Here is a 23,867-nt window from a genome sequence, read left to right on the forward strand (position 1 = left end):
CGGCGGGGGTTCTCGGACACGGTTCTCCTCGGGGTCTCAGGACAGGACGGACGGGACGAGACGGACGGGACGAGACGGACGGGGCGGACGACCGAGACGGCGGTGCCGGGTCGCAGCGGGCGCGAGGACGGGGGCGGTCACGGCCCCAGGCGCAGCTGCGCCAGGCCGGGGAAGACCGCGAAGACGACCGTCACCGGCAGCACGCCGAAGACGACGGGCACGAGCATGCGCACCTCGCGCCGCCCGCCCTCCTCCAGCAGCCGGCGCCGCTCGGCCTCGCGCGCGTCGGCGGCCTGCGCGCGCAGCACCGCCGCCAGGGGGCTGCCGGTCTCCACCGCCACGGCGAGGGCGTCGGTGGCGCGGCTGAGGGCGGGCACCCCCAGCCGGTCGGCGGTGGCCGTCAGCGCGTCGAGCAGCGGGGTGCCGGTACCGGCGTCGGCCAGGGCCCGGCGCAGCTCGCCGGCCAGCACCCCGCCGCCGGAGGCGACGCGCTGCACGGCGGCGGCCACGCCCTCGCCGGCGCCCACGGACAGCGCCAGCAGCTCCACGACGGCGGGCACCTCGGCGGCCAGCTCCTCGCGGCGCCGGCCCACCGAGCGCGCCAGCGCGGCGTCGCGCAGCAGCGCCCCGCCCAGCGCGCCGGTGAGCACGAGGGCGAACGCGCCGGGCGCGGAGGGCGAACCGCGCAGCAGCGCCGCGGTGCCCACCCCCGCCCCGGCGCCGGCGCCGGCCAGCGCCCACACCACCTGCGCGGCGCGGTGCTGGGCCACCTCGCGGGCGGGGTCGAGCACGTCCAGGCGGGCGCGCACCGCGGCGGTGGAGCCCAGCAGCGACCCGCAGGCGGACGCCGCCGCGGCCAGCGCGCGCCGGGCGGCGCCGCGCCAGCCGTGGCGCACGGGCAGCGACAGGTACGGCGCCACGCGCGACTCCAGCGAGGGGGTGCGCCGCACCGGCGCGCCCAGCAGCACCAGCACCCACCCGGCGCCGCCGAGCAGGCCCAGCAGGGCGCCGCCGGCCGCCGGGCTCACCGCGGCACCCGCCGCGCCTCGGGCAGCCGGCCCAGGCGCACCATGACCCGGTAGGACACCGCGGTGGCCACCGCTCCCCCGGCCAGCACGGCAGCACCGGTGCCGGTGTCGTAGGCGTCCAGGGCGCCGGGGCGGGTGGCCAGCAGCACCAGCACCAGCCACGGGGAGGCCGCCGCCAGCCGGGCGGCGGAGACCGTCCAGCTCTGCCGGGCCAGCAGCTCGCCGCGGGCGCGCTGGTCCTCGCGCAGGTACCCCGACAGGGTGCGCAGCGTGCCGCCCAGGTCGCTGCCGCCGACCTGGCGCGTCATGCGCAGCACGGCGGCCAGGCGGTCGAAGACCGGGTCGGCCAACTCGTCCTGCAGGTGGGCCAGCTCCACCTCGAACGCGCCGCTGGTGCGGTAGCCGGTGGCGAAGGCGGCGAACGCCGGGCGCAGGCGCGCCGGCCCGCGCACGGCCAGGGCGCACACCGCGTCCGGCAGCGCCGCCCCGGCGCGCACCGCGGAGGTCAGCGCGTCCACCGCGTCGGGCCACTCCTGCGCGCGCTCCGCGCGCCGGCGCCGGGCCCGCGAGCACACCAGCGCCGCGGGCGCCAGCGCCCCCGCGGCGGCGGCCGGCACGGCCGTGACCAGGGCCCCGGTCAGCGCGGGCGCCAGCAGCAGGCCCAGCGCCCCGGCGGCCGCGCACACCGGCACGAACACCGCCACGGGCACCGAGGACAACCCCGCCGCGTCCAGCGCGCGGCGCACCCGGCGGCGCGGCACCCGCGCCGGGCGCGGGGCGCGCTCCCAGCACGCCCACCAGGCGCAGAACAGGCCCGCCCCCAGCAGCGCACCGGCCGCGACGCCACCGGCACCACCCGCGCCGGGCACCTCAGGAACCCCCCAGCAGCGCGGCCACGTCGAAACCCGCGCGCGTGAAGCGCTCGCGGTCACCGGGCCAGCCCTGCGCGCGCAGCAGCGGCGCGTCCGCGCCGGCACCGCGCCGGAACAGCGGGGCGGTCTCCACCACGCCGCCCTCGACGCGGCCGGTCACCGCCAGCACCTCCTCCACGCGCCGGCGCCCACCGGCACCGAGGGCGGCGTGCACGACGAGGTCCACCGACGCCGCCACGGCCGGCACCACGAAGGCGCTGGTGACGTTCTGCCCGGCCAGCAGGGGCAGCGTGCACATCTTCGCCACGGCGGCGGCCGCGGAGTTCGCGTGGATCGTCGCGGCCCCGGGCAGTCCGGAGTTCAGCGCGATCAGCAGGTCCAGGCTCTCCTCCTGGCGCACCTCGCCGACGACGAGGCGGTCCGGGCGCATCCGCAGCGCCTCCTTCACCAGCCGGCGCAGCGGCACCTCCCCGCGCCCCTCGAGGTTCGGCTGGCGGCACTGCATGGCCACGACGTCGCGCGCGGCGACGTGCAGCTCGAAGACCTCCTCGCAGGTGACGACGCGCTGCTGCGGCGGCACCTCGGCCAGCAGGCAGTTCAGCAGCGTCGTCTTGCCCGCCTGCGTCGCACCGCTGACGAGCACGTTCAGGCCCGAGGCGACCGCGGCGGACAGGAACCGCGCCGCCCGCTCCGACAGCGAGCCCAGCGCCACCAGGTCCTCCAGGCGCCTGGCGCGCGCGACGAAGCGGCGCACGTTCACCGCCCAGTGCCGGCGGGTGATGTCGGGGATCACCACGTGCAGGCGCGAGCCGTCCGGCAGGGAGGCGTCCACGAACGGGCTGGACAGGTCCACCCGCCGCCCGGTGCTGGCCAGCATGCGCTCGACCAGGTCGGCGACGGCGTCCTCCTCCAGGATCGTCGTGGTCAGCTCCGCGACGCCGCCGCGGGCGACGAACACCTTGCCGGGCTCGTTGATCCAGATCTCCTCGACGTCGGGGTCGTCGAAGTAGCGCTGCAGCGGGCCGTAGCCGGAGACCGCGGCGACCACCTCGCGCGCGGCCGCCTCGCGGTCGGCCAGGAACGGCAGGGACCCGTCCAGCGAGCGCAGGTCGTACCCGGTGACGGCGTCGTCGACGAGGGCGCGCAGCTGCTCGGGGGTGGCGCGGAAACCCCCGGCCGTGATGCGCCGGCGCAGCTCGGCGCGCACCTCGTCCTCGACCAGCCGCACCGCGTCCACGCGCACCTCCCCGCCCCGCCCGGGGACCCCCGGGGAACCGCGGAACCCCTCCGCGCCGGGTCACCGTAGGGGTGCGCGCACCGCGTGCGTTCGGGTGATGTGGACAAACCCCCGGCCCCGCGGCGGGCACGCCGCGGCCCGCGGCACGGCCCGCGGGCTCACCCCTCCGGCTCGCTCGGCAGGACCAGGCGCAGGCCCAGCGGCGGGCCCCACGTGCGCACGCCCCACTCGCGCGGGTAGCCCAGGGAGACCTCGTGGTGCGGCACGCCGTCGTGCTCGGTGGTGCGCGGCACGTGCAGGTGCCCGTAGACGACGGCGGCGGCGCGGTAGCGCACCGGCCAGTCGGCGCTGCCCGTGGTGCCGCACCACAGGGCGAACTCCGGGTGGCGCAGCACCGCGGTGGGTTCGCGCACCAGCGGCCAGTGGTTGACCAGCACCGTGGGCAGCGCCGGGTCCAGCGCGTCCAGGCGCGCGCGGGTGCTCTCCAGCCGCGCCGCGCACCAGTCCTCGCGGGTGGCGTACGGGTGCGGGTGCAGCACCCCCTCGTCGGTGCACACCACCCGCGCGCGCCGGGCCACCGCCAGCGCCTCCTCCTTGGTGGCGGTGCCGGCGGGGCGGAAGGTGTAGTCGTACAGCAGGAACAGCGGCGCGACCACGACGGGGCCGTGCGGGCCCGGCCACAGCGGGTAGGGGTCCTCCGGGGTGAGGACCCCCACCGCGCGCAGCTCCTCGACGAGGTGCTCGTAGCGCTCGCGCCCGCGCAGCCGCAGCGGGTCGGCGCTGAGCGTCCACAGGTCGTGGTTGCCCGGCACCCACACCACCTGCGCGAAGCGCTCGCGCAGCAGCGCCATCGTCGCCACCACGTCCGTGCTCAGCTCGCCCACGTCGCCGGCCACGACCAGCCAGTCCTCCACGGCGCCGGGGCGCAGGCCGTCCACGACGGCGCGGTTCTCCGCGTAGCGCACGTGCAGGTCGCTGATGGCGAGCAGGCTCACGCCGCGGACTCTGCCAGGCCGCGGCGCGGGCGCGTCAGCGCGGGGGACGCTCGCCGGCGCCGCGGACCGGCCGGTCGCCGTCCCGGCCGCCGCCCCAGCCGTGCCCGTCGCCGTGCCCGCCGCCGTGGCCGCCGCCGTGGCCGTGGGCGCGCGCGCGGCGCGGCTCGTCGCTGCGCGGGCCGAGCCGGTCCACCGGCCCGTGCACGCGGCGCGAGCCGCGCTCGGAGGCGAAGGACGCCTCGTAGCCGACGGTCGCGTCCGGGTCGGTGCGCGGGTCGGTGGCCAGGCCCTTGTCGCCGCCGCTGCGGATGAACCAGTAGTCCGCCTGCACGCGCTCGGGGGTCACGTCGAGCACCACGAAGCCGTGGCCGACGCCCTCGAGGTAGCGCACCCAGGGGTTGGCGCCCTGGAAGGCGGTGGTGGCCGCCTGCGCGGCCTGCGCGGAACCCAGCACCTCCTTGAAGCCGTCGCTGGTGACGGAGGGGCAGACGAACTCCACGCCCACCGACCCCTCGCCGGCGGAGTAGGCGGCGGGGTCCGCCGGCAGGTCGTTGGCCCACGAGGAGTGGATGTCGCCGGTCAGGACCACCGGGTCGGCGACGCGCGAGCCGGCCATCGCGGCCAGCACGGCGCGCTGGTCGGCCTGGTAGCCGTCCCACTGGTCGGTGTTGAACACCTGCCCGGGCACCGTGGCCGCGCCCGGCAGCGCCAGGACGCGGGTGAAGACGGTCTGGTTGCCCACCAGGTGCCACGCGGTGCGGCCCTCGCGGATGCCGTCGGTCAGCCAGGTCAGCTGCTCGGGCTCGGGCAGGTGGCGCTCGGGGTCGCTCAGCGCCGGGTTGAGCGCGCGGGTGCCCGGCTGGGTGCCGGGGACGGTCGCGGGCACCTGCCGGCTGCGGTTCTGCCGCGTCTCGACCACCGACAGCTCGGCGAGGTCGCCGAAGGTGAAGCGGCGGAAGAACTGCCGGCCGCGGTGCGGCTGCGGCTGGTACGTGCCGGGTTCGCGGATCGGCATCCACTCCAGGTACGCCTGGAACGCGCGCTCGCGCCGGGCCAGGAAGTCGCCCTCGGCGCGGGTGCCCTCGGGCTCGCCCTCACCGGTGTACGAGGTGTTCGGGTCGTCCTGGGTCTCGTGGTTCTCCGCACCGGTGGCGTACGCGTCGTTGGTGATCTCGTGGTCGTCGAAGATGACGATCCACGGGTGGGCGCGGTGCGCGGCCTGCGTGTCGGGGTCGGCCTTGTACAGCGCGTGGCGCACGCGGTAGTCCGCCAGCGAGACGACCTCGGTGCCGGGGCGGTGGTCGCGGGTGCCGATGAGGTCCTCGGGCCCGTAGCGGTCGCCGGAACCGGCCACGCCCTCCTCGGCGGGGTCGTTGCCGTACTCGTAGATGTAGTCGCCCAGGTGCAGCACGAAGTCGAGGTCGTCGCGGGCGGCCAGGCCGCGGTAGGCGGTGAAGTAGCCGCCGGTGTAGTTGCTGCACGAGACGAACGCCAGGCGCAGCGCGTGCACCGTGCCCGGCTCGTCCGGGGCGGTGCGGGTGGCGCCCACCGGCGAGGTGGTCCCGCGGGTGCGGAAGCGATACCAGTAGCGCGTGTAGGGCTCCAGGCCGTCCACGACGACCTTGACGGTGTGGTCGCGCTCGGGACCCGTGGTGGTGGTGCCGCGGCGCAGCACCCGGGCGAACCCCTCGTCGGCGGCGACCTCCCACTGCACCGCCACGGCGGGACCGGCACCGCTGCCGGGCACCGCCTCGGGGGTGGGGGTCACGCGCGTCCACAGCAGCACCTCGGTGGCCGTCGGGTCGCCGCTGGCGACGCCGAAGGCGAACACGCCGGAGCGCGCGGTGCGCTCCACGGCCGCGCGCGCGGCCTGCGGGGTCAGGAGGGGGACGGCGAGGGCGGCGGTGGCCCCGCCGCGGACGAGCGTCCGGCGGGACAGCGGCATCGGCTCGGGCACGTGCGGACACTGCCCGGGCGGGGCGACGCGGTGGCGACCGGCGCGTGAACGCGCGGCGGCGGCGGGGAGGCGCGCTCGCCCGGCGCGCGCCGGGGCTGTGGACGACGCGCGCGCCGGCTCCGCGCCTGTGGAGGAGCGCCGGCGGCGCACCGGCGGCGGGCACCCTGCAGAGGTGCGCGTGCGCCTGACCGTCGTCGGCGCCGGCGCCCCGGCGGGCACCGACGTCCTCGTCGAGGCGCCGGCGGGCACCGCGCTGTCCGCCGTGCGCGAGCGGCTGGAGGCGCTGACCGGCCCGTGGCCGGGCCCGCCGCGCTGCGCCGGCCGGGACGTCTCCGACGTCGCGCTGGGCGCCGAGCCGCTGCTGCAGGGCGCGCTCGTCGACGTCTCGGCGCCCCCGGGCGCCGGCGCGCCCGCCGGTCCTCCCCCGCCGGCGGGCGCGCCCGTGGTCGTCGTCGCGGTGGACGCCGGCCCGGACGCCGGGCGGCGCCTCGAGCTGGCGCCGGGCCGGCACGTCGTGGGGCGCGCGGGCGGGCCGGCTGCGCCCACCGGTCCCGGCTCGCCCGGCGGGTGCGCGGTGCCCCTGGACGACCCCGGCGTCTCGCGCACCCACGCCGTGCTGGAGGTGGGCGCCGACGGCTCGGTGCGGGTGCACGACGCCGGCTCCCTCAACGGCACGGCGCTGCTGCTGCCGGGCGCGCGCCGCGACGCGGGCGGGCAGCCGCTCCCGGGGCCGGGCGGGCGGCTGCTGGTGGGCTCCAGCGTCCTGCAGGTGTCCCCGCCGGCGCCCGGCCCGGCCGACGTGCGCCCGGACGGGTGCGGGCACCTGCTGCTCAACCGCGCCCCGCGCCTGCCGCCGGAGGAGCCCGCGGCGCAGGTGCTGCGCTGGCCGGCGCCGCCGGCCGCCGCGGAGGTGCCCGGCGCGCCGTGGCTGGCCCTGCTCGTGCCGCTGGCGGTGGCCGCGGTGCTCGCGCTGGTGTGGTCGCCGCTGTCGCTGCTGCTGGGGCTGGCCTCGCCGGTGCTGGTGGGCGGGCAGTGGTGGGCGCAGCGCCGTCGCGCCCGGGAGCGGGCCGCGCAGGACGCGGCCGGGTGCGAGCGGGCCCGTGAGCGGGTGCGGGCCGCGCACGCCGCGGCCCTGGCCGCCGAGCACACCCGCCGCCACGCGGCCGCCCCCGGCCCCGCGCAGGTCCTGGCCCAGGCCACCGCGCGCGGCCAGCGCCTCTTCGAGCGCGACCGCGACGCCGCCGACGCCCTCGTGCTGCGCGCCGGGCTGGGGCGGGTGCGCGCCGGGTCCAGCGCCGTGCGCGAGGACGACCCGCACGGCACGGGCACCGCGACCGGGACCGGCACCGCGACCGGCACCGCACCGGGCGCCGCACCGGGCGCCGCGCCCGGCGCGGACCTGGAGGACGTGCCGGTGCCGGTGGACCTGCGCACCGGGCCGCTGGGCATCGCCGGCCCGCCCGAGCTGGTGCGCGGGGTGGCCCGCCAGCTGCTGGGCCAGGTGGCCGCCTGGCACGGCCCCGGGGAGGTCGGCCTGCTCGTCGCGGGCGAGCGCGGGCCGTGGCGGTGGCTGGACCTGCTGCCGCACGCCGGCGCGGGGACCGCCGCGGCCTCCGGGACCCCGCGGGCTGCCGCGCCCGGGGGTGCGCAGGCGGTGCTGCCCGCCCTGGCGGCGGAGGTCGCGCGGCGGGCGCGGGCGCGCGCGGCGGCCGGCTCGCGCGCCGGGGCTCCCCGGCGCGAGCGCGCGCTGGTGCTGCTGGTGGACGGGGCGGCGGACCTGCGCGCGGACGCCGACCTCGCGGCGGTCCTGCGCGACGGCACCGCCGAGGGGGTGCACGTGCTGTGCCTGGAGAGCGAGCGCACCCGCCTGCCCGCGGAGTGCTCGGCGGTGCTCGACCTGGCCGCCGACGCCTCCGGCGAGGCGGTGCTGCGCACGCCCGCCGGGGAGCGGCTCCTGGTCGCCGACGCCGTGGCGGCGCCGTGGGCCGCGGAGCTGGCGCGGGCGCTGGCGCCGCTGCGCGACGCGGCGCCGGGCCCGGCCGGTGCCGCGCTGCCGGAGCGGGTGCCGCTGCTGCCGCTGCTCGGGCTGGGCGCCGGCGTGCCGGAGCCGGCGCTGCTGGCGCGCCGCTGGGACGAGCGCGCGCCCGGTGCGGTGGCGGTGCTGGGGGCCGGGGCCGCCGGGCCGTGCCGGCTGGACCTGGTCGCCGACGGCCCGCACGCGCTCGTCGCCGGCACCACCGGCTCGGGCAAGTCCGTGCTGCTGCGGGCGCTGGTGGTGAGCCTGGCGCTGCAGGCGCCGCCGGACGCGCTGCGGTTCGTGCTCGTCGACTACAAGGGCGGGGCGGCCTTCGCCGGGTGCACCGGGCTGCCGCACGTGGCCGGGCTGGTCACCGACCTCGACGAGCACCTGGCCCGGCGGGTGCTGCGCAGCCTGCGCGCGGAGGTGCGCCGCCGGGAGTCGGTGCTGCGCGCGGCCGGGGCGGCGGACCTGGCCGAGCTGGACCCGTCCTCGCCGGCGGCGGCGTCGGTGCCGCGGCTGGTGGTGGTCGTCGACGAGTTCCGGGTGCTGGCGCAGGAGCTGCCGGCCTTCGTCGACGGGCTGGTGCGCCTGGCGGCGGTGGGCCGCTCCCTGGGCGTGCACCTCGTGCTCGCCACGCAGCGCCCCGCCGGGGTGGTCAGCCCGGAGATCCGGGCGAACACCAACGCACGCGTCGCGCTGCGGGTGCAGGACCGCGCCGACGCCGAGGACGTCGTCGGCGACCCCTCCCCCGCGGCGATCAGCGACACCACCCCGGGCCGGGCCGTGCTGCGGCGCGGCTCGCGCGGGCTGGAGACCTTCCAGAGCGCCGTGCTGGAGGTGCCCGCCGACGGCGACGCCGACGCGGTGCGGGTGCTGGCCCTGCACGCGGCGGGTGGCGTGCCGGACGACGCGGCGGAGGGCGCGGGCACCGGGCTCGCCGGGCGCGACGCGCTGCCCGGCGTGGTCTCGGCGGTGCGCGCGGCCGCGCGCCTGCGCGGGCGGGCGCTGCCGCCGGCGCCGTGGCTGGCTCCCCTGCCCGAGCGGGTCGCGCCGGTCGACGTGCCGCTCCCCGCGCCGGGCGGGGAGGGCGCGGGCGACGGCGCGGGCGACGGCGCAGCGGGTGGTCGCCCCGGTGGGCACGCGGGTGCTGGCGCGGCGCTGGTGTGGGGCCTGCTGGACCTGCCCGACGAGCAGCGCCGGGCGGCGGCGGTGTGGGACCTCGACGCGGGCGGGCACCTGCTCGTCGTGGGCACCGTGCGCAGCGGGCGCAGCACGCTGCTGCGCGCGCTGGCCGAGGGCGCCGGCGGGGCCGGGGCGGAGGTCAGCGTGCTCGACGGCGGTGGCGCGCTGAGCGCCCTGGCGGACCTGCCGCACGTGGGAGCGGTGGTCGGGCGCGCCGAGCCCTGGCGGGCGGGCCGGCTGCTGGAGCGGCTGGACGAGGAGGTGCAGCGGCGCCGCGAGCTGTTCGCCCGGCTGGGCGTGCCGGACCTGCGGGCGGCGCGCCGCGTCCCGGGCGCCGGGCCCCTGCCGCACCTGGTGCTGCTCGCCGACGGCTGGGACGGCTGGGCGGCGGAGCTGTCGGCCGTACACCTCGGCGCCCCGGTGGACCTCTTCCACCGGCTGCTGCGCGAGGGCAGCGCGGCCGGGGTGCGCGTGGCGCTGACCGGCGACCGCGCCCTGCTGACGTCCGGTGCCGCGGCGGCCACGGCCGAGGTGGTGCTGCTGCGCCTGGCCGACCGGGCCGACGCGGCGCTGGCGGGCGTGCCGGCCGGCGAGGTGCCGGTGCACCAGCCGCCCGGGCGCGGGCTGCTGGTGCGCGACCGCGTCGCCGCCGAGGTGCAGGTGCTCGCCCCCGTCCCGGCGGCGTCGCCGCTGGCGCCGCTGCCGCCGCCGGCGGCGGCGCAGCGGGCCGGGGTGCGGGCGCGGGTGCGCGTGGCCGCCCTGCCGGCGCGCGTGGCGGTGGCGCAGCTGCCGCCGCCGGACGGCACGCGCGTGCCCCTGGGCACCGGTGGTGACGAGGCGTCCCCCGTGGCGGTCGACCTGGCCGGCGGGGTGCTCGTGTGCGGCCCGGCGGGCAGCGGGCGCACCACGGCGCTGCGCGCCCTGGCCGCCGGCCTGGCCCGCTGCCCGCAGCCGCCGCCGGTGGTGCTCCTGCTCGCCGGCGCCGGCCCGGCCGCCGCACCGGGTGCCCCCGGTTCCCCCGGTGCACCGGGGGAACCGGGGGAACCGGGGGAACCGCTCGTGCTGGCGGCCGCCGACGCCGGCACCCCGGCCGCCCTGGAGCGCCTGCTGGCGGTGCCCGGCTCGGTGCTGCTGGTCGACGACGCCGGGCGGGCGCTGCCGGCACCGGTGGAGGACCTGCTGGTGCAGGTGCTGCGGGACGGCGCGCGCGAGCACCCCGTGGTGGCCGCCGCCGACGGGGCGGAGGTCGCCGGGGCCTTCCGGGGGCTGCCGCTGGCGCTGCGCGCGGCGCGCACCACCGTGCTGCTGGGGCGCGGGGGCCACGTGCCGGCCGACGTGCTGGGCCGGCGCGCGCTGCTGGCGCCGGGACCGGGCCCGGGGGCGGGCTTCGTCGTCAGCGGCGGCACGTGGACGGCGCTGCGGGTGGCCGAGCCGGTCGCGCCGGCGGCGACGCCTACGGTGGTGCCGTGAGCACCGCCGTGGACCCGACGCGCACCCCGCCCCCGCCCGCTGCCCGCCTGCGTGAGGCCACCGGCGCGGACGGTGAGGTCGTCGCGCAGCTGGTGCGCGAGCTGGCCGAGTACGAGCGCGAGCCGCAGGCGGCCACCGCCACGGGCGCCGACTTCGCCCGCGCGCTCGAACCGGGCAGCGGCATCGGCTGCCTGCTCGCCGAGGTCGACGGCCCCGGCGGGCCCGAGGTCGTCGGGATGGCGCTGTGGTACACGACCTTCTCCACCTGGCAGGGCCGGCGCGGCATGTGGCTGGAGGACCTCTACGTGCGCCCCGAGCACCGCCGCCGCGGCATCGCGCGCTCCTTCTTCGCCCGGCTCGGCGCGCTGTGCGCCGAGCGCGGGTACGGCAGGCTGGAGTGGTGGGTGCTGGACTGGAACACTCCCGCGCAGGGCTTCTATCGCACCCTGGGCGCACGGCCCGAGGACGAGTGGACCGTCTGGCGGCTGGACGGCGAGCGCCTGGCCCGCCTCGCCTCGCAAGGACCGGCCATCCCGTGACGCAACGTCACGGTTCGTGTGCTCCCGGTGTGGGAGGCTGCACCCCGGACCACCCCCGCCCCACGGGCACCGCACCACCCGCGCGACGCCCGCCGCACCACCCGCCACGCCGGCCCGGCCCGGCCGGCCCCTGAGAGGACGCCCACGTGTCGACCACCACGGCCAGCGAGCAGACCGGCGACCTCGTCGAGCTCCGCGTCCCCGCCGACCCCGCCTACCTGACGGTGGTGCGCACGGCGAGCGCCGGGCTGGCCGCGCGCCTGGACCTGACCCTCGACGAGATCGAGGACCTGCGCATCGCGGTGGACGAGGCGTGCACGCTGCTGCTCGACCCCGCCGCCGGTGCGCAGCAGCTGGTGGCCACCTTCCGCCTGGGCGACGGCAGCCTGGAGGTGGAGGTGCGCGGGCCGGCGCGCGAGCTGCCGGAGCGCTCCAGCTTCGCGTGGGCGGTGCTGGAGGCGCTGGTCGGCGAGGTCTTCACCGGCACCTCCTCCTCGGGGGCCTGGATCGTGCTGCGCCACAGCAAGGACGCCGGTGGTGCCGGGGTCCTGTCGGGGTCGTCGTGAGCGGCGAGCGCACCGCGGGTGCCGCCGCGGACGCGGCGGCCGTGCCCGCCGCCCGCGCGGACGCCTCGGGCGCCGACGTCCCCGCCGCGCACCCCACCGACGGTGGCGCACCCGCCGGAGAACCGCCCGACGAGGACGTCCTCGACGACGGCGACGAGGACCTGCCCGACGGGGACCTGCCCGACGAGGACCTGCCCGACGAGGAGCTGGCGGACGGGGACCTGCCGGACGCGGACCTGCCCGAGGAGCACCGGCGCGCCCCGCGCCCGGAGGAGCTCTCACTGCACGAGCTGCTCGCCCGGCTGCCGCCGGAGGACCCCGAGCGGGCCCGGGCGCGCGAGGAGCTGACGCGCCGGCACCTGCCGCTGGCCGAGCACCTGGCGGCGCGCTTCCACGGCCGCGGCGAGCCGCACGACGACCTGGTGCAGGTGGCCACGATCGGCCTGCTGAAGGCGCTGGACCGCTTCGACCCCTCCCGGGGGGTGCCCTTCGGCGCCTACGCGGTGCCCACGATGCTCGGGGAGATCAAGCGCCACTTCCGCGACCGGGGCTGGGCCATGCGCGTGCCGCGGCGGGTGCAGGAGGCCGGGCGCGCGCTGGCCGACGCCCGCGAGGCGCTGACCCACGAGCTGGGGCGCGCGCCGACGGTCGCGGAGCTGGCCGCGCGCACCGGTCACGACGCCGACGAGGTGGTGGAGGTGCTGGAGTCCGCCAACGCCTACGCCACCCTGCCGCTGGACACCGGCTCGCCCACCTCGCCGGTGGCTTCGCTGGGCAGCGTGGACGACCGGCTGGAGAACGTGGAGAACCGCGAGGCGCTGCGCCCGCTGCTGGCCGGCCTGGCACCGCGCGAGCGGCGCATCCTGGCGCTGCGCTTCGTGCGCGGGATGTCCCAGGCGCAGATCGCCGCCGAGGTGGGCATCTCGCAGATGCACGTCTCGCGCCTGCTCAGCCGGACCCTGACGCAGCTGCGCGAGGGCCTCGAGCCCGGCGGGGAGTGAGGACCGCGGGCAGCGCCCCGCCCGCCCCGCTCAGCGCGAGAGCTGCGCGGAGACCGGGGGCAGGAAGAGCCCCACGAGCACCAGCACCGCCGGCACCACCAGCAGCGCCCCCACCCACGGCTGCCCGCCGCTGAAGGCTGGCCAGCCGGCGGCCAGCTGCAGCACCTGCCACACCAGCACCGGCGAGCGCGCCCAGGCGGCCCGCCGCCACAGCCCGTGGGCGCAGAAGCCCACGCCGGCGGCGAAGGCGAGGGTGGTGACGACGAGGACCGCGGCACCGACGGTGGTGGCGGCGTCCTCGACGAGCAGACCGTGCACGAGGTAGGCGGCGCCGGCCAGCAGCAGCAGCGCCTCGAGCGCGACGACCGCGGCGACGACACCCAGCAGTGGCGAGCGGGCGGGAATGCCCCCACGCTGGGACGAGGGACGGGGCTCGGGACGGTCGGGCACGGGAGCACCGTACGGCCGCGGGCCGCGGTGGCGGGCTGGTCGACCTCCGCATCGCAGCGGCCGCGTCCCCCGGACACGGGTCCGGACGCAGGACAACGCTTTACTACGTCGCTGGGATTGCCGGGAGGGGTCACGCGTGTTAAGTGCATGTGACGAACCCGACACGGGTTCTCCGCGTCCTGTCGGTGCCCCCCTCTTGTGGGACGCGCCGCGGGGTGTGAACCTAGACGCCGACGCGATCCCCGCCGCGCGAACCCCCCTGAAGCCCCTCGGGCAGGGGTGCGCGCGTCCTGGCACCGCCGGCGCTGCCGGTGCTCAGGGATCCCGCACGACACCCGCCCGCAGCGGGCCGCCGTGCGCACTGAGACCGCAACGCGATGAAGGAGTGGACCCCCCATGGACTGGCGCCACCGTGCCGCCTGCCTCGACGAAGACCCCGAGCTGTTCTTCCCCATCGGCAACACCGGACCGGCCATCCTCCAGATCGAGGAGGCCAAGGCCGTCTGCCGCCGCTGCGAGGTCGTGGACAGCTGCCTGAAGTGGGCGCTGGAGACCGGTCAGGACTCCGGCGTCTGGGGCGGGATGAGCGAGGACGAGCGCCGCGCCCTCAAGCGCCGCGCCGCCCGCGCCCGCCGCGCCGGCTGACCGGCCGACCAGGCGCACCGGCCCGCACACCGGGCCCGGACCAGCAGGCCCCCACCGCCACGCGGTGGGGGCCTGCTCGCGTCACGGGGCCCCTGGCCGGTGGGTGCGCGGCCCGCGTCAGTGGGTGCGCACGCTGCCCAGCGGCGTGGTGCCCCGGCGCACCCGCAGGTCCAGGCGCACCTGCGTGCCGCCGGACTCGCTGGCGCCGAAGTCCATGCGCCCGCGCAGCTCCCCCGCGACCAGCGAGCGCACGATCTGGGTGCCCAGCCCCGAGCTGCCGACCTGGAAGTCGTCGGGCAGGCCCACCCCGTCGTCGCTGACGACCACCTCCAGGCGGTCCTCGCCGTGGTGCTCGACCTTGACCACGACGGTGCCGGCGCGCCCGGAGCCGAAGCCGTGCTCGACGGCGTTGGTGACCAGCTCGGTCAGCACCAGCGCCAGCGCGGTGGCGTCCTCCTGGCGCAGCTCCCCGAAGCGGCCCTCGCGCACGGTGCGCACCCGCTCGGCGTTCGACATCGCCACCTCGGCGGCCATCATCAGGCACCGGTCGAGCACCTGGTCGAAGTCGACGTTCTCGTCGATGCCCTGCGAGAGCGTCTCGTGGACGGTGGCGATGGTCTCCACGCGGCGCATCGCCTCCTGCAGCGCCGAGCGGCCCTCCTCGGAGCCGATGCGCCGCGACTGCAGCCGCAGCAGCGCCGCCACCGTCTGCAGGTTGTTCTTCACGCGGTGGTGGACCTCGCGGATCGTGGCGTCCTTGGTCATCAGCTCGCGCTCGCGCCGGCGCAGCTCGGAGACGTCGCGCACCAGCAGCAGCGCGGCCACCCGCGCCGGAGCGCCACCGCCCTCGCGGCGGGTCAGCGGGATCGCGCGCATCGCCAGCGTGGCCGCCTCGGTCTCCAGGTCGGTGCGCCACGGCGCGCGGCCGGTGACCACCAGCGGCAGCGACTCGTCCACCGGCAGGTGGCTGGCCGCCAGCCCCGAGGCCACCTCCGCCAGGTTCGCCCCCACCAGTTCCCCGATGAGCCCGGCGCGGTGGAAGGCCGACAGGGCGTTGGGGCTGGCGTAGGTGACCACGCCCTCGGCGTCCAGGCGCAGCATGCCGTCGCCCACGCGCGGGGCGCCGCGCCGCGGGCCGGTCGGCGCGGACAGCTGCGGGAAGTCCCCCACCGCGATCATGCGGGTCAGGTCGTCCGCGCAGCGCACGTAGTTCAGCTCCAGGCGGCTGGGCGTGCGGGAGGTCGCCAGGTTGGTGTGCCGGGCCAGCACGCCCAGCACGACGCCGTCGCGCACCACCGGGATCGTCTCCTCGCGCACCGGCACGTCGTCGTCCCACTCCGGGTCGCGCCCGCGCAGGCTGCGCGCCTCGTCGAAGGTGGTGTCCACCTGCGGGCGCCGGCCGCGCTCGAGCACGGCGCCGACGACGTCGTCGTAGTGCACGGTGGGCCCCGTGGTGGGCCGGCAGTGCGCCACCGCCACGAAGTGCTGCCGGTCGGCCGAGGGCACCCACAGCACCAGGTCGGCGAACGACAGGTCCGAGATCAGCTGCCAGTCGCCGACGAGCAGCCGCAGCCACTCGGCCTCGGCGGGGCCCAGGCCGGTCTCGGACTGCAGCAGGTCAGCCATGGTGGGCACCCCCGAAGCCTACGGCGCGGCGTCGCGCCCCGATCACCCCGCTCGACCACCCGCTCGGCCACCTCCTCGGCCACCTCCTCGGCCACCTCCCGGGCGGGCGCTCACCCCGGCCGCAGCACCGAGCGCATCACGCGCAGCGCCACCGACAGCGCCGCGATGTCCGCCCGGTCCGCGGCGGCGACCTCCTCCAGGGTCGCCCGCGCGCGCCGCACCGCCGGCCCGTGGGCCTCCTCCCAGGCCCGCGCGGCACCCTCGGCGCCGTCCTCGCCCAGCGCACCGCCGGCGTGCTGCAGCACCGAGGCGGTCAGGTCGCGCAGCACCCCGTACAGGTCGTCGCGCAGCGCCGCGCGCGCCAGCGCCTGCCAGCGGTCCTCGCGGCCCAGGGCCGAGATGCTGCTCAGCAGCGACTCCACCTCGTAGCGGCCGGAGAGCTCGAACCACACGTCGGCGACCTCGGCCGGCTCGCGCCCGGTGGCCGCGGAGACCTCGACGACGTCGAGCAGCGCGAACGCCGACAGCAGCGACGCCACCCGCAGGGCCTCGTCGGCGGGCACCCCGGCACCGGCCAGGGCGGCGGCCTCCTCGCGCACCACCTGCGCGTCCGGCCCGCGCAGCAGCTCGGGCACCAGCGGCACCAGCCGCGCCACGGGCGCGCTGAAGCGCTCCACCTCGGCGGCCACGTCCAGCCCCTCCGGGTGCGAGCGCAGCAGCCAGCGCACGGCGCGGTCCAGCAGCCGCTGCACCTGCTGGCGCAGCCGCGACTGCAGGGCCGCCTCCACGCGCCCGTCCAGCGCCTCCACGGCCGCGGCGCGCTCGGCCAGCCCGAACACGCGCACCGCCACGGCGTAGGCGCGCACCACCTCCGCCGGCTCGCAGCCGGTCTCCTCCGCGGCCCGGAAGGCGAACGTCAGCCCGCCGGTGGCCACCACGGAGTTCACCAGCACCGTCGTGGCGATCTCGCGGCGCAGCGGGTGCTCGGTCAGGTGCTCGCCGAAGCGCTCGACGAGCTCGGCGGGGAAGTAGCCGCGCAGCGTGCCGGCCACCCACGGCTCGTCGGGCAGCGGCGAGGCCAGCACCGAGGCCCCCAGGGAGATCTTGGCGTGGGCGATGAGCACCGACAGCTCCGGCGTCGTCAGGCCCCGGCCCTCGCGGGCGCGCCGCTCCAGCTCCGCGGTCGAGGGCAGGCCCTCCAGCCGGCGGTCCAGCGAGCCGGAGCGCTGCAGCGCCTCGAGCATGCGCCGGTGCGCCGGCAGCAGCCCGGCCGCGGCGGCGCCCTCCACGCTCAGCGCGACGTTCTGCTCGTAGTTGTCACGCAGCACCAGCCGGCCGACCTCGTCGGTCATGCGCAGCAGCGTCGCGTCGCGCTCGGCCGCGTCCAGGCTGCCGCGCGCGACGAGCTGGTCCAGCAGGATCTTGATGTTGACCTCGTGGTCGCTGCAGTCCACGCCGGCGGAGTTGTCGATGGCGTCGGTGTTCAGCTTCACGCCGGCCCCGCCGCGCCCGGCCAGGGCCGCCTCCACGCGCCCGCGCTGGGTCAGCCCGAGGTTGCCGCCCTCGCCGACCACCCGCACGCGCAGCTGGGCGCCGTCCACGCGCACCGCGTCGTTGGCCTTGTCGCCCACGTCGGCGTGCGACTCGGTGGAGGCCTTCACGTACGTGCCGATGCCGCCGTTCCAGAACAGGTCCACCGGCGCGGTCAGCACCGCGCGCACCAGCTCGATCGGCGACAGGGCGCCCACCCCCTCCGCCAGGCCCAGCGCGCGGGCGGCCTGCGCGCTGACGGGCACCGACTTCGCGCTGCGGCTGAACACCCCGCCGCCGGGGCTGATCAGCGCGGGGTCGTAGTCCGCCCACGACGAGCGCGGCAGGCGGAAGAGCCGCTCGCGCTCGGCGAAGGAGACCTCCGGGTCGGGGTCGGGGTCGAGGAAGACGTGCCGGTGGTCGAAGGCGGCCACCAGCCGCAGCTGCCGGCTCAGCAGCACCCCGTTGCCGAAGACGTCGCCGCTCATGTCGCCCACGCCCACGGCGGTGGTCGGCTCCGCCTGCACGTCGTGGCCCAGCTCGCGGAAGTGCCGGCGCACGCTCTCCCACGCCCCGCGGGCGGTGATGCCCATGGCCTTGTGGTCGTAGCCGACCGAGCCGCCCGAGGCGAAGGCGTCGCCGAGCCAGAACCCGCGCGCCAGGGCGATCTCGTTGGCGGTGTCGGAGAACGTCGCGGTGCCCTTGTCAGCGGCGACCACCAGGTACGGGTCGTCGCCGTCGTAGCGCACCACGTCCGCCGGCGGCACCACCCGGCGCACCCCGCCCTCGGTGCGCAGGTCGTCGGTGACGTCGAGCAGGCCGGAGATGAACGTGCGGTAGCACGCCACGCCCTCGGCCCACCACGCCTCGCGGTCCACCGCCGGGTCGGGCAGGCGCCGGGGCACGAAGCCGCCCTTGGCGCCGGTGGGCACGATGACCGCGTTCTTGACGACCTGCGCCTTCACCAGGCCCAGCACCTCGGTGCGGAAGTCCTCGCGCCGGTCCGACCAGCGCAGGCCCCCGCGGGCGACCTCCCCGAAGCGCAGGTGCACCCCCTCCACGCGCGGGGAGTACACCCACACCTCCCGGTGCGGCACCGGCGCCGGCACCCCGTCCACCTGGGAGGGGTCCAGCTTGAACGACAGGTGCGGGTGCGGCTCGCCGTCCGCCCCGCGCTGGTAGGCGTTGGTGCGCAGCACCGCGCGCACCACGGAGAACAGCGCGCGCAGGATGCGGTCGGCGTCCAGGCCCTCCACGGCGTCCAGCGCGGCGCGCGCCTCCTCCACCAGGGCGTCGACGACCTCCGCGCGGTGCTCCTCGCGGCCGCTGCGCACCGGCGCGAAGCGGGCCTCGAACAGGCGCACCAGCGCCCGGGTCAGCCCCGCGTCGGCCAGCAGGCAGCCGGCGACGTACTCCACCGAGTACGCCAGCCCCACCTGGCGCAGGTAGCGCGTCAGGGCCCGCACCACGGCCACCTGCCGCCACGGCAGCTGCGCGGCCAGCACCAGGCGCGCCAGCGCGTCGCTGTCGGCGCGCCCGCTCCACGCGGCCGCGAACGCCTCGCAGAAGCGCGCCCGCGCCGCGGCCGGGTCGGCGTCCAGGTGCTGCACGTCCACCGGCAGGCGCAGGCCCACGTCGTCGACCCACACCCGCTTCCCGTCCTCGCGGCGCAGCACGTGGGGGCGCTCGTCGAGGACCTCCACGCCCAGGTCCGCCAGGTACGGCAGCACGGCGCTGAGCGTGACCGGCGCCCCGCGGTAGGACGTCAGCCGCCACGTGCGCGGCTCGCCGGGGTCCTCGCGCAGGTCCAGCACCGGCTCGGGCGCGCCGTCGCGCCCCTCCGGGCGCTCCAGCAGCTCCTCGGCGCGCTGCAGGTCGCGCACCGCCCGCTCGGCGGCGACCGCCGCGCGGTAGCTGCCCGGCACCCCGGCGGCCCACCGGCGCACCAGCGCAGCGCCCTCGGCGCCCAGCTGCCCGCGCGCGGCGTCGAGCAGGTCGTCGTCCCAGCTGCGCGCCGCGCGCGCCACCCGCGCCTCCAGCGCCGCGACGTCCACGTCCGGCAGCTCCTCGCCGGGGCGCGCGCGCACCACCACGTGCAGGCGCGCCAGCACCGACTCCGAGACCTGCAGGGTGTGCTCGACGGAGCCGCCGTCGAAGGCCTCGCGCAGCAGCTCCTCCACGCGCGCGCCCACGCGCGTGGTGTAGCGGTCGCGCGGCATGAACACCAGGCACGACATGAACCGCCGGTAGGAGTCGCGGCGCACGAACAGGCGCGTGCGCCGGCGCTCCTGCAGCCGCAGCACCGCCAGGGAGGTGGCCAGCACGTGCTCGACGTCCGCCTGCAGCAGCTCGTCGCGCGGGAACGTCTCCAGGATGCTCAGCAGGTCCTTCGCGGAGTGCCCGCTGGAGCCGAAGCCCGCGCGCGCGAGCACCTCGGCGACCTTCTCCGCCACCACGGGCACCTGCCGCACCGGGTCGGTGTAGGCGCTGGAGGTGAACAGCCCCAGGAAGCGGCGCTCACCGGTGACGCGCCCGGAGGCGTCGAAGCGCTTGACGCCCACGTAGTCCAGGAACCCCGGCCGGTGCACGGTCGCGCGGGCGTTGGCCTTGGTGACCACCAGCACCTGCGGCTCGGCGGCCTTCTCGCGCACCGGCCCCGACAGCCGGCGCACCCGCCCGCCGACGCGCCCGGGCCGCTCGGCCAGCACCCCCAGGCCCGTCTCCGGCCGCGCCGCGAGCACCACCTCCCCGTCCTCCTCGCGCAGGTCGTACTCGCGGTAGCCGAGGAACGTGAAGCGGTCGTCGGCCATCCAGCGCAGGAAGCGCTCGGCCACCCGCAGCTCCTCCGCGGGCACCCCCGGCGGCGGGTCCAGCTGCAGCTCGTCGGCGATCTGGGTGGCGCGGGCGCGCATGGGCTGCCAGCCGCGCACCGCCGCGCGCACGTCGTCGAGCACGTCGACCAGGTCGCGGCGCAGCGCCTCGCGGTCCTCGGCGCCGCTGTCGCGGTCGACCTCGACGCGGATCCAGCTCTCGGCCGGCTCCGAGGGCGGGGCGGTGGCCACGTCGTGCAGGTCCAGCAGCGCGCCGTCCGCGTCGCGGCGCGCGGCCAGGCGCGGGTGCACCAGCAGGTGGATGCCCCGCCCGGCGCGGGTCAGGGCGGAGGTGAGGCTGTCCACCAGGAACGGCGCGTCGTCGGTGACCACCTCCACCACCGAGCCGGACGCCCCCGCCCCGGCCTCCTCGCCGGCCAGCACGCGCACCAGCGTGGTGCCCGGGGGCCGTCGCGAACCCAGGCGCAGGTGGGAGGCGGCGGCCGCGGCCAGCTCCCGCGGGGCCCGCTCGAGGAGGTCCTCCTCGGGGCTGTGCGCGAAGTAGTCCAGCAGCACCCGCTCGGCGGCGGTGCCGGTGCGCAGGGCCTCCGGCACCTCCTCCCAGGCGGGGCCGCGCTCGGCGGCGGCGGCCCGCACGAGCGGGCGCAGGCCGGTGGGGGTGGGGGTCGTCGAGACGGGCATCGTCGCTCCGGGTGGCCGGTGGTGTCGCCCTGCCGACCCTAGCCGCACCGCGGGCCGCGCACCGGAGGACGGGCCCGCCGGCGCACCTGCCCGTACAGTCGCGACGTGCCCACGCCGTTCACCGAGCGCTCCTCCCTGCCCGCCCCGCCCGAGGCCGCCCTCGCCCTGCTCGTCGACCCGGACTTCCTCGCCGAGCGCGCCCGCATCTCCAAGGCGGTCGAGCACGAGGAGGACGTGCGCGACGAGGACGGCACCACCGTGGTGCGCAGCACCCGCACGGTGAGCACCTCCGTGCTGCCGCGGGTGGCCGCCGGCTTCATGGGCGGCACCGCCGTCGTCGAGCAGGTCGAGCGGTGGGCCCCCGCGGCGGCGGACGGCACGCGCGAGGGCACCCTGGAGCTGACCGTCCGCGGAGCGCCCGTGCGGCTGCAGGCGACCAGCCGCCTGAGCCCCGTCGAGGGCGGGTGCGAGTTCGAGCTGAGCGGCACCCTGACGGTGCAGGTGCCGTTCATCGGCGGCGGCGTGGAGCAGGCCGTGCTGCCCGGGCTGCTGCAGCTGGTGCGCTCGGAGGTCCAGCTGGCCCGCGAGCGGCTGGCCGGCTGACCCGCTCCGGCCCGCCCCTCGCGCGGCGGGCCGGAGCGCACCTCAGGCGCCGGTGGCCAGCAGCAGGGGCAGCTCCGTGGCGTCGTACCAGAGCAGCTCGTGCCCCTCGACCGACTCCACCGCGAACTGCGCGTCCTCGTCGCCGGCGTCGGCGGCCGGCAGGGCCGCCAGCGCCGCGCGCACGTCGGCCTCCGCCTCCGCGTCGTCGACGTGGACGCTGACCAGGTCGGCCAGGGACAGGTCGGAGCCCAGGACCACCTGCGAGCGCTCCGGCGCGCTCCACCCCGCCCCCGGCAGGGGGGTGGCGGGACCCGCGACGTCCAGCGCGAGCACCACTCGGCGCGGGGCCGCGCCCCCCGGCGCCGCGGCGAGCAGCCGCAGCGACCGGCCGGCCGCGTCCGTCGTCGCCACGTACTCCAGCTCCTCGTCCAGCTCGCGCGGGTCCGCGTCGGCGTAGAACTCGCGCAGCACCGGCGTCACCGCGTGCACGGTCACCGGTGCCGCGGCGAGGACGCCGGACGGTGCCGCCGCCGCGAGGTCGCTCAGCGTGGTGGGCCAGTAGACGCGCACTCAGGCCTCCTCGGGCTCGTCGTCCTCGGGCTCGTCGTCCTCGTCGAGGTGGGTCTCGTCGAGCTCCTCCTCGTCGAAGACGACGCCCTCGAGCTCGGCGAGCCGCTCGGCGGCGTCCGTCTCGCCCTCGGTGTCGGCGTCGGCGGCCTTCTCCAGCCACTCGCGCGCCTCGTCCTCGCGGCCGACGGTCAGCAGGGCGTCGGCGTAGGCGTACCAGAGCCGAGCGCGCCACGGCGCGCGCGTGCTGGTGCGCAGCTGCGGCACCTGCAGGGCGACGACGGCGGCTTCGTGCTGGCCCATGTCGCTGCGGGCACCGGCCGCGACGATGAGCATCTCCACCTTGGCCGCCGGGTCGAGGCGGGCGGCCTCCGGGGAGGAGGCCAGATCGAGGGCGCGCTCGGGGCGGCCCAGACCGCGCTCGCAGTCCGCCATGAGCGGCAGGTAGCCGTCGTCGCCGGTCATGCGGCGCGCCGTGCGCAGCTCTGCGAGAGCCTCGCGGAAGTGGCCGGCCCTGTACGCGGCGATGGCCGCGGCCTCCCGGACGGCGGCGATGCGACCGCCGCGGCGCTGAGCGGCCAGGGCGTGCTGCCACGCCCGCTCGGGGTCGACGTCGACGAGGCGCCCGCTGGCCACGAGGTGGCGGGCGACGAGGTCGACGTTCTCGGCGGGCAAGCCCTGCAGCGAACGGCGCACGTCCGGGGCGAGCTCGCGCCCGGTGATGTCGTCGGGCAGGCGCGGCCCGGCCGGCCGCGCGGGACGCACCGGCCCGCGCTCGTCGCGCCGGGGAGCACGCTCACCGGCGCGCGAGCGGTCGTCGCGCTGCGGAGCGCGCGCACGGTCCTCGCGGCGCGGACCGCGCGAACCCTGCTCGTCCCGCCGAGAGGGACGATCCGGACGCTCGTCGCGCTGGTAGGGACGGCCGCCACGGTCGTCGCGCTGGTAGGGACGGCCGCCACGGTCGTCGCGCTGGAAGGAGCGGTCACCGCCGTCGCGACGAGCCGGGCGGTCGTCGCGCTGGAAGGGACGGTCGCCGCGCTGCTGGGGGCGGGCCGGGCGCTCACCACGATCGTCGCGCTGGAAGGGACGGTCGCCGCGGTCATCGCGCTGGAAGGGACGGTCACCGCCGGTGCGGTCGTCACGGCGGGCGGGGCGCTCACCACGATCGTCACGCTGGAAGGGACGCCCACCGCGGTCGTCGCGCTCGAACGAGCGACCACCACGATCGTCACGCTGGTAGGGACGGTCACCGCCGGCCCGATCATCACGCTGGAACGAGCGACCACCGCGGTCGTCGCGCTGGTAGGGACGGTCACCGCCGGTGCGGTCATCACGGCGGGCGGGGCGCTCACCACGATCGTCGCGCTGGAAGGGACGTCCGCCGCGCTCGTCACGCTGGTAGGGACGCCCACCGCGGTCGTCGCGCTGGTAGGGACGGTCACCACCGTCGCGGGGGCCGCTCCAGGAACCGCTGCGGGGGCCACCACCGGTACGACCCGCCGTGTCGCGCACGGCTCGCCCGGGGCGCTCGCTGGACGAGGAGGAAGGGCGGCGCGCAGCGCCACCGCGCTCGGAGTCGGCGGGGCGCTCCTGAGCAGAACGCCAGGAACCCGTGCCACCGGCGCGCGGGGTGCGCGGACCGCCCGTCCTGGGGCGCTCGGACGACGAGGGACGCTGGGCGCGTCCGGTGCGAGGAGCGGACTGGCGCGGACGCCCGTCACCTGCGGAGGAGCGCCGCTCGTCGCGCCCGTCAGAACCAGGTCCAGCCATGCCGATCTCCCACCTGCTCACCGTGTCGGTGAGCTCCTCGTCGCTGTTCAGATGTTCACGCGCCGCGAGGGCGCGTCAGGCTCCAGCGTCCGCTGGGAAGCCCGGGAACGACCGCGGGGAGCGTGCCGGTGGCACGCTCCCCGCGTCTGTCGTTCCCACTCAGTGGAAATGTGTGTGGCCGGCGGTGTCCTACTCTCCCACCCGGTCTCCCGGGCAGTACCATCGGCGCTGGTGGGCTTAGCTTCCGGGTTCGGAATGTGACCGGGCGTTTCCCCACCGCTATGACCACCGGGCCAC

General features: G+C 78.2%; 16 protein-coding genes and 1 rRNA gene. 6 read left to right on the forward strand and 11 right to left on the reverse strand.

Annotated elements, in window-relative coordinates; genetic code table 11:
• Positions 1–137 precede the first annotated feature (137 nt).
• The 5 genes from ACRYMN_RS11725 to ACRYMN_RS11745 all read right to left on the reverse strand — a co-directional run bounded on the left by ACRYMN_RS11725 (position 138) and on the right by ACRYMN_RS11745 (position 6,089).
• Positions 138–1,028 (reverse strand): type II secretion system F family protein, encoded by an 891-nt coding sequence (locus tag ACRYMN_RS11725; protein WP_432495187.1) that lies wholly within the window; start codon positions 1,026–1,028, stop codon positions 138–140.
• A complete protein-coding gene (locus ACRYMN_RS11730; RefSeq protein WP_432495189.1) occupies positions 1,025–1,897 on the reverse strand; it encodes a type II secretion system F family protein in 873 nt (290 codons plus the stop codon). Before ACRYMN_RS11730 ends, ACRYMN_RS11725 begins: the two co-directional genes overlap by 4 nt.
• A 1-nt stretch (position 1,898) precedes the next feature.
• Positions 1,899–3,143, reverse strand: a complete 1,245-nt coding sequence (locus ACRYMN_RS11735) for a TadA family conjugal transfer-associated ATPase (protein ID WP_432495191.1) — start codon at positions 3,141–3,143, stop codon at positions 1,899–1,901.
• 152 nt (positions 3,144–3,295) lie between these two features.
• A complete protein-coding gene (locus tag ACRYMN_RS11740) occupies positions 3,296–4,132 on the reverse strand; it encodes a metallophosphoesterase family protein (protein WP_432495193.1) in 837 nt (278 codons plus the stop codon).
• Between the two features lie 34 nt (positions 4,133–4,166).
• Entirely contained in the window at positions 4,167–6,089 is a 1,923-nt protein-coding gene (locus ACRYMN_RS11745; RefSeq protein ID WP_432495195.1) for an alkaline phosphatase D family protein, read from the reverse strand.
• A 172-nt stretch (positions 6,090–6,261) separates the two neighbouring features.
• Here ACRYMN_RS11745 and ACRYMN_RS11750 point away from each other — a divergent pair, with 172 nt between their 5' ends.
• From ACRYMN_RS11750 to ACRYMN_RS11765, 4 genes are all read left to right on the forward strand, one after another.
• A complete protein-coding gene (locus ACRYMN_RS11750; RefSeq protein ID WP_432495197.1) occupies positions 6,262–10,761 on the forward strand; it encodes an FtsK/SpoIIIE domain-containing protein in 4,500 nt (1,499 codons plus the stop codon).
• On the forward strand, positions 10,758–11,300 hold the full coding sequence (locus ACRYMN_RS11755) for a GNAT family N-acetyltransferase (RefSeq protein WP_432495199.1): 543 nt from the start codon (positions 10,758–10,760) through the stop codon (positions 11,298–11,300). The genes ACRYMN_RS11750 and ACRYMN_RS11755 overlap by 4 nt, the downstream gene beginning before the upstream one ends.
• Before the next feature lie 146 nt (positions 11,301–11,446).
• Complete coding sequence (locus ACRYMN_RS11760) at positions 11,447–11,866, forward strand: ATP-binding protein (RefSeq protein WP_432495201.1); 420 nt, start codon at positions 11,447–11,449, stop codon at positions 11,864–11,866.
• Entirely contained in the window at positions 11,863–12,867 is a 1,005-nt protein-coding gene (locus ACRYMN_RS11765) for a SigB/SigF/SigG family RNA polymerase sigma factor (RefSeq protein ID WP_432495203.1), read from the forward strand. The genes ACRYMN_RS11760 and ACRYMN_RS11765 overlap by 4 nt, the downstream gene beginning before the upstream one ends.
• A 30-nt stretch (positions 12,868–12,897) precedes the next feature.
• On the opposite strand, the gene ACRYMN_RS11770 is transcribed toward ACRYMN_RS11765, so the two are convergent.
• Positions 12,898–13,317, reverse strand: coding sequence for a hypothetical protein (locus tag ACRYMN_RS11770; protein WP_432495205.1), 420 nt, complete (start codon positions 13,315–13,317; stop codon positions 12,898–12,900).
• A 396-nt stretch (positions 13,318–13,713) separates the two neighbouring features.
• Between ACRYMN_RS11770 and ACRYMN_RS11775 the strand changes: the two genes are divergently transcribed.
• Positions 13,714–13,962, forward strand: a complete 249-nt coding sequence (locus ACRYMN_RS11775; protein ID WP_166610479.1) for a WhiB family transcriptional regulator — start codon at positions 13,714–13,716, stop codon at positions 13,960–13,962.
• Between the two features lie 117 nt (positions 13,963–14,079).
• Here the strand turns inward: ACRYMN_RS11775 and ACRYMN_RS11780 are convergent, their stop codons facing one another.
• Together ACRYMN_RS11780 and ACRYMN_RS11785 are read right to left on the reverse strand one after the other, a co-directional pair.
• Positions 14,080–15,588 (reverse strand): sensor histidine kinase, encoded by a 1,509-nt coding sequence (locus ACRYMN_RS11780; protein WP_432495223.1) that lies wholly within the window; start codon positions 15,586–15,588, stop codon positions 14,080–14,082.
• Between the two features lie 110 nt (positions 15,589–15,698).
• Complete coding sequence (locus ACRYMN_RS11785) at positions 15,699–20,630, reverse strand: NAD-glutamate dehydrogenase (RefSeq protein ID WP_432495207.1); 4,932 nt, start codon at positions 20,628–20,630, stop codon at positions 15,699–15,701.
• A 105-nt stretch (positions 20,631–20,735) separates the two neighbouring features.
• On the opposite strand from ACRYMN_RS11785, the gene ACRYMN_RS11790 reads away from it, so the two are divergent.
• On the forward strand, positions 20,736–21,233 hold the full coding sequence (locus tag ACRYMN_RS11790; protein WP_432495209.1) for a DUF2505 domain-containing protein: 498 nt from the start codon (positions 20,736–20,738) through the stop codon (positions 21,231–21,233).
• Positions 21,234–21,275: 42 nt separating this feature from the next.
• Here ACRYMN_RS11790 and ACRYMN_RS11795 read toward each other — a convergent pair whose 3' ends face one another.
• The 3 genes from ACRYMN_RS11795 to rrf form a co-directional block, all read right to left on the reverse strand.
• A complete protein-coding gene (locus ACRYMN_RS11795; RefSeq protein ID WP_432495211.1) occupies positions 21,276–21,803 on the reverse strand; it encodes a DUF6912 family protein in 528 nt (175 codons plus the stop codon).
• Positions 21,804–22,565, reverse strand: a complete 762-nt coding sequence (locus ACRYMN_RS11800) for a tetratricopeptide repeat protein (RefSeq protein ID WP_432495213.1) — start codon at positions 22,563–22,565, stop codon at positions 21,804–21,806.
• A gap of 1,181 nt (positions 22,566–23,746) precedes the next feature.
• Positions 23,747–23,863, reverse strand: a 5S ribosomal RNA gene (gene rrf / locus ACRYMN_RS11805).
• Positions 23,864–23,867 lie beyond the last annotated feature (4 nt).

This window comes from Kineococcus gypseus, assembly GCF_050871305.1.
Classification (GTDB): domain Bacteria; phylum Actinomycetota; class Actinomycetes; order Actinomycetales; family Kineococcaceae; genus Kineococcus; species Kineococcus gypseus.

Excerpts from the sequence above, each read along its gene's own strand:
- ACRYMN_RS11775 (WP_166610479.1), top strand. The coding sequence starts at position 13,714 with ATGGACTGGCGCCACCGTGCCGCCTGCCTCGACGAAGACCCCGAGCTG.
- ACRYMN_RS11785 (WP_432495207.1), bottom strand. The coding sequence starts at position 20,630 with ATGCCCGTCTCGACGACCCCCACCCCCACCGGCCTGCGCCCGCTCGTG.
- ACRYMN_RS11780 (WP_432495223.1), bottom strand. The coding sequence starts at position 15,588 with ATGGCTGACCTGCTGCAGTCCGAGACCGGCCTGGGCCCCGCCGAGGCC.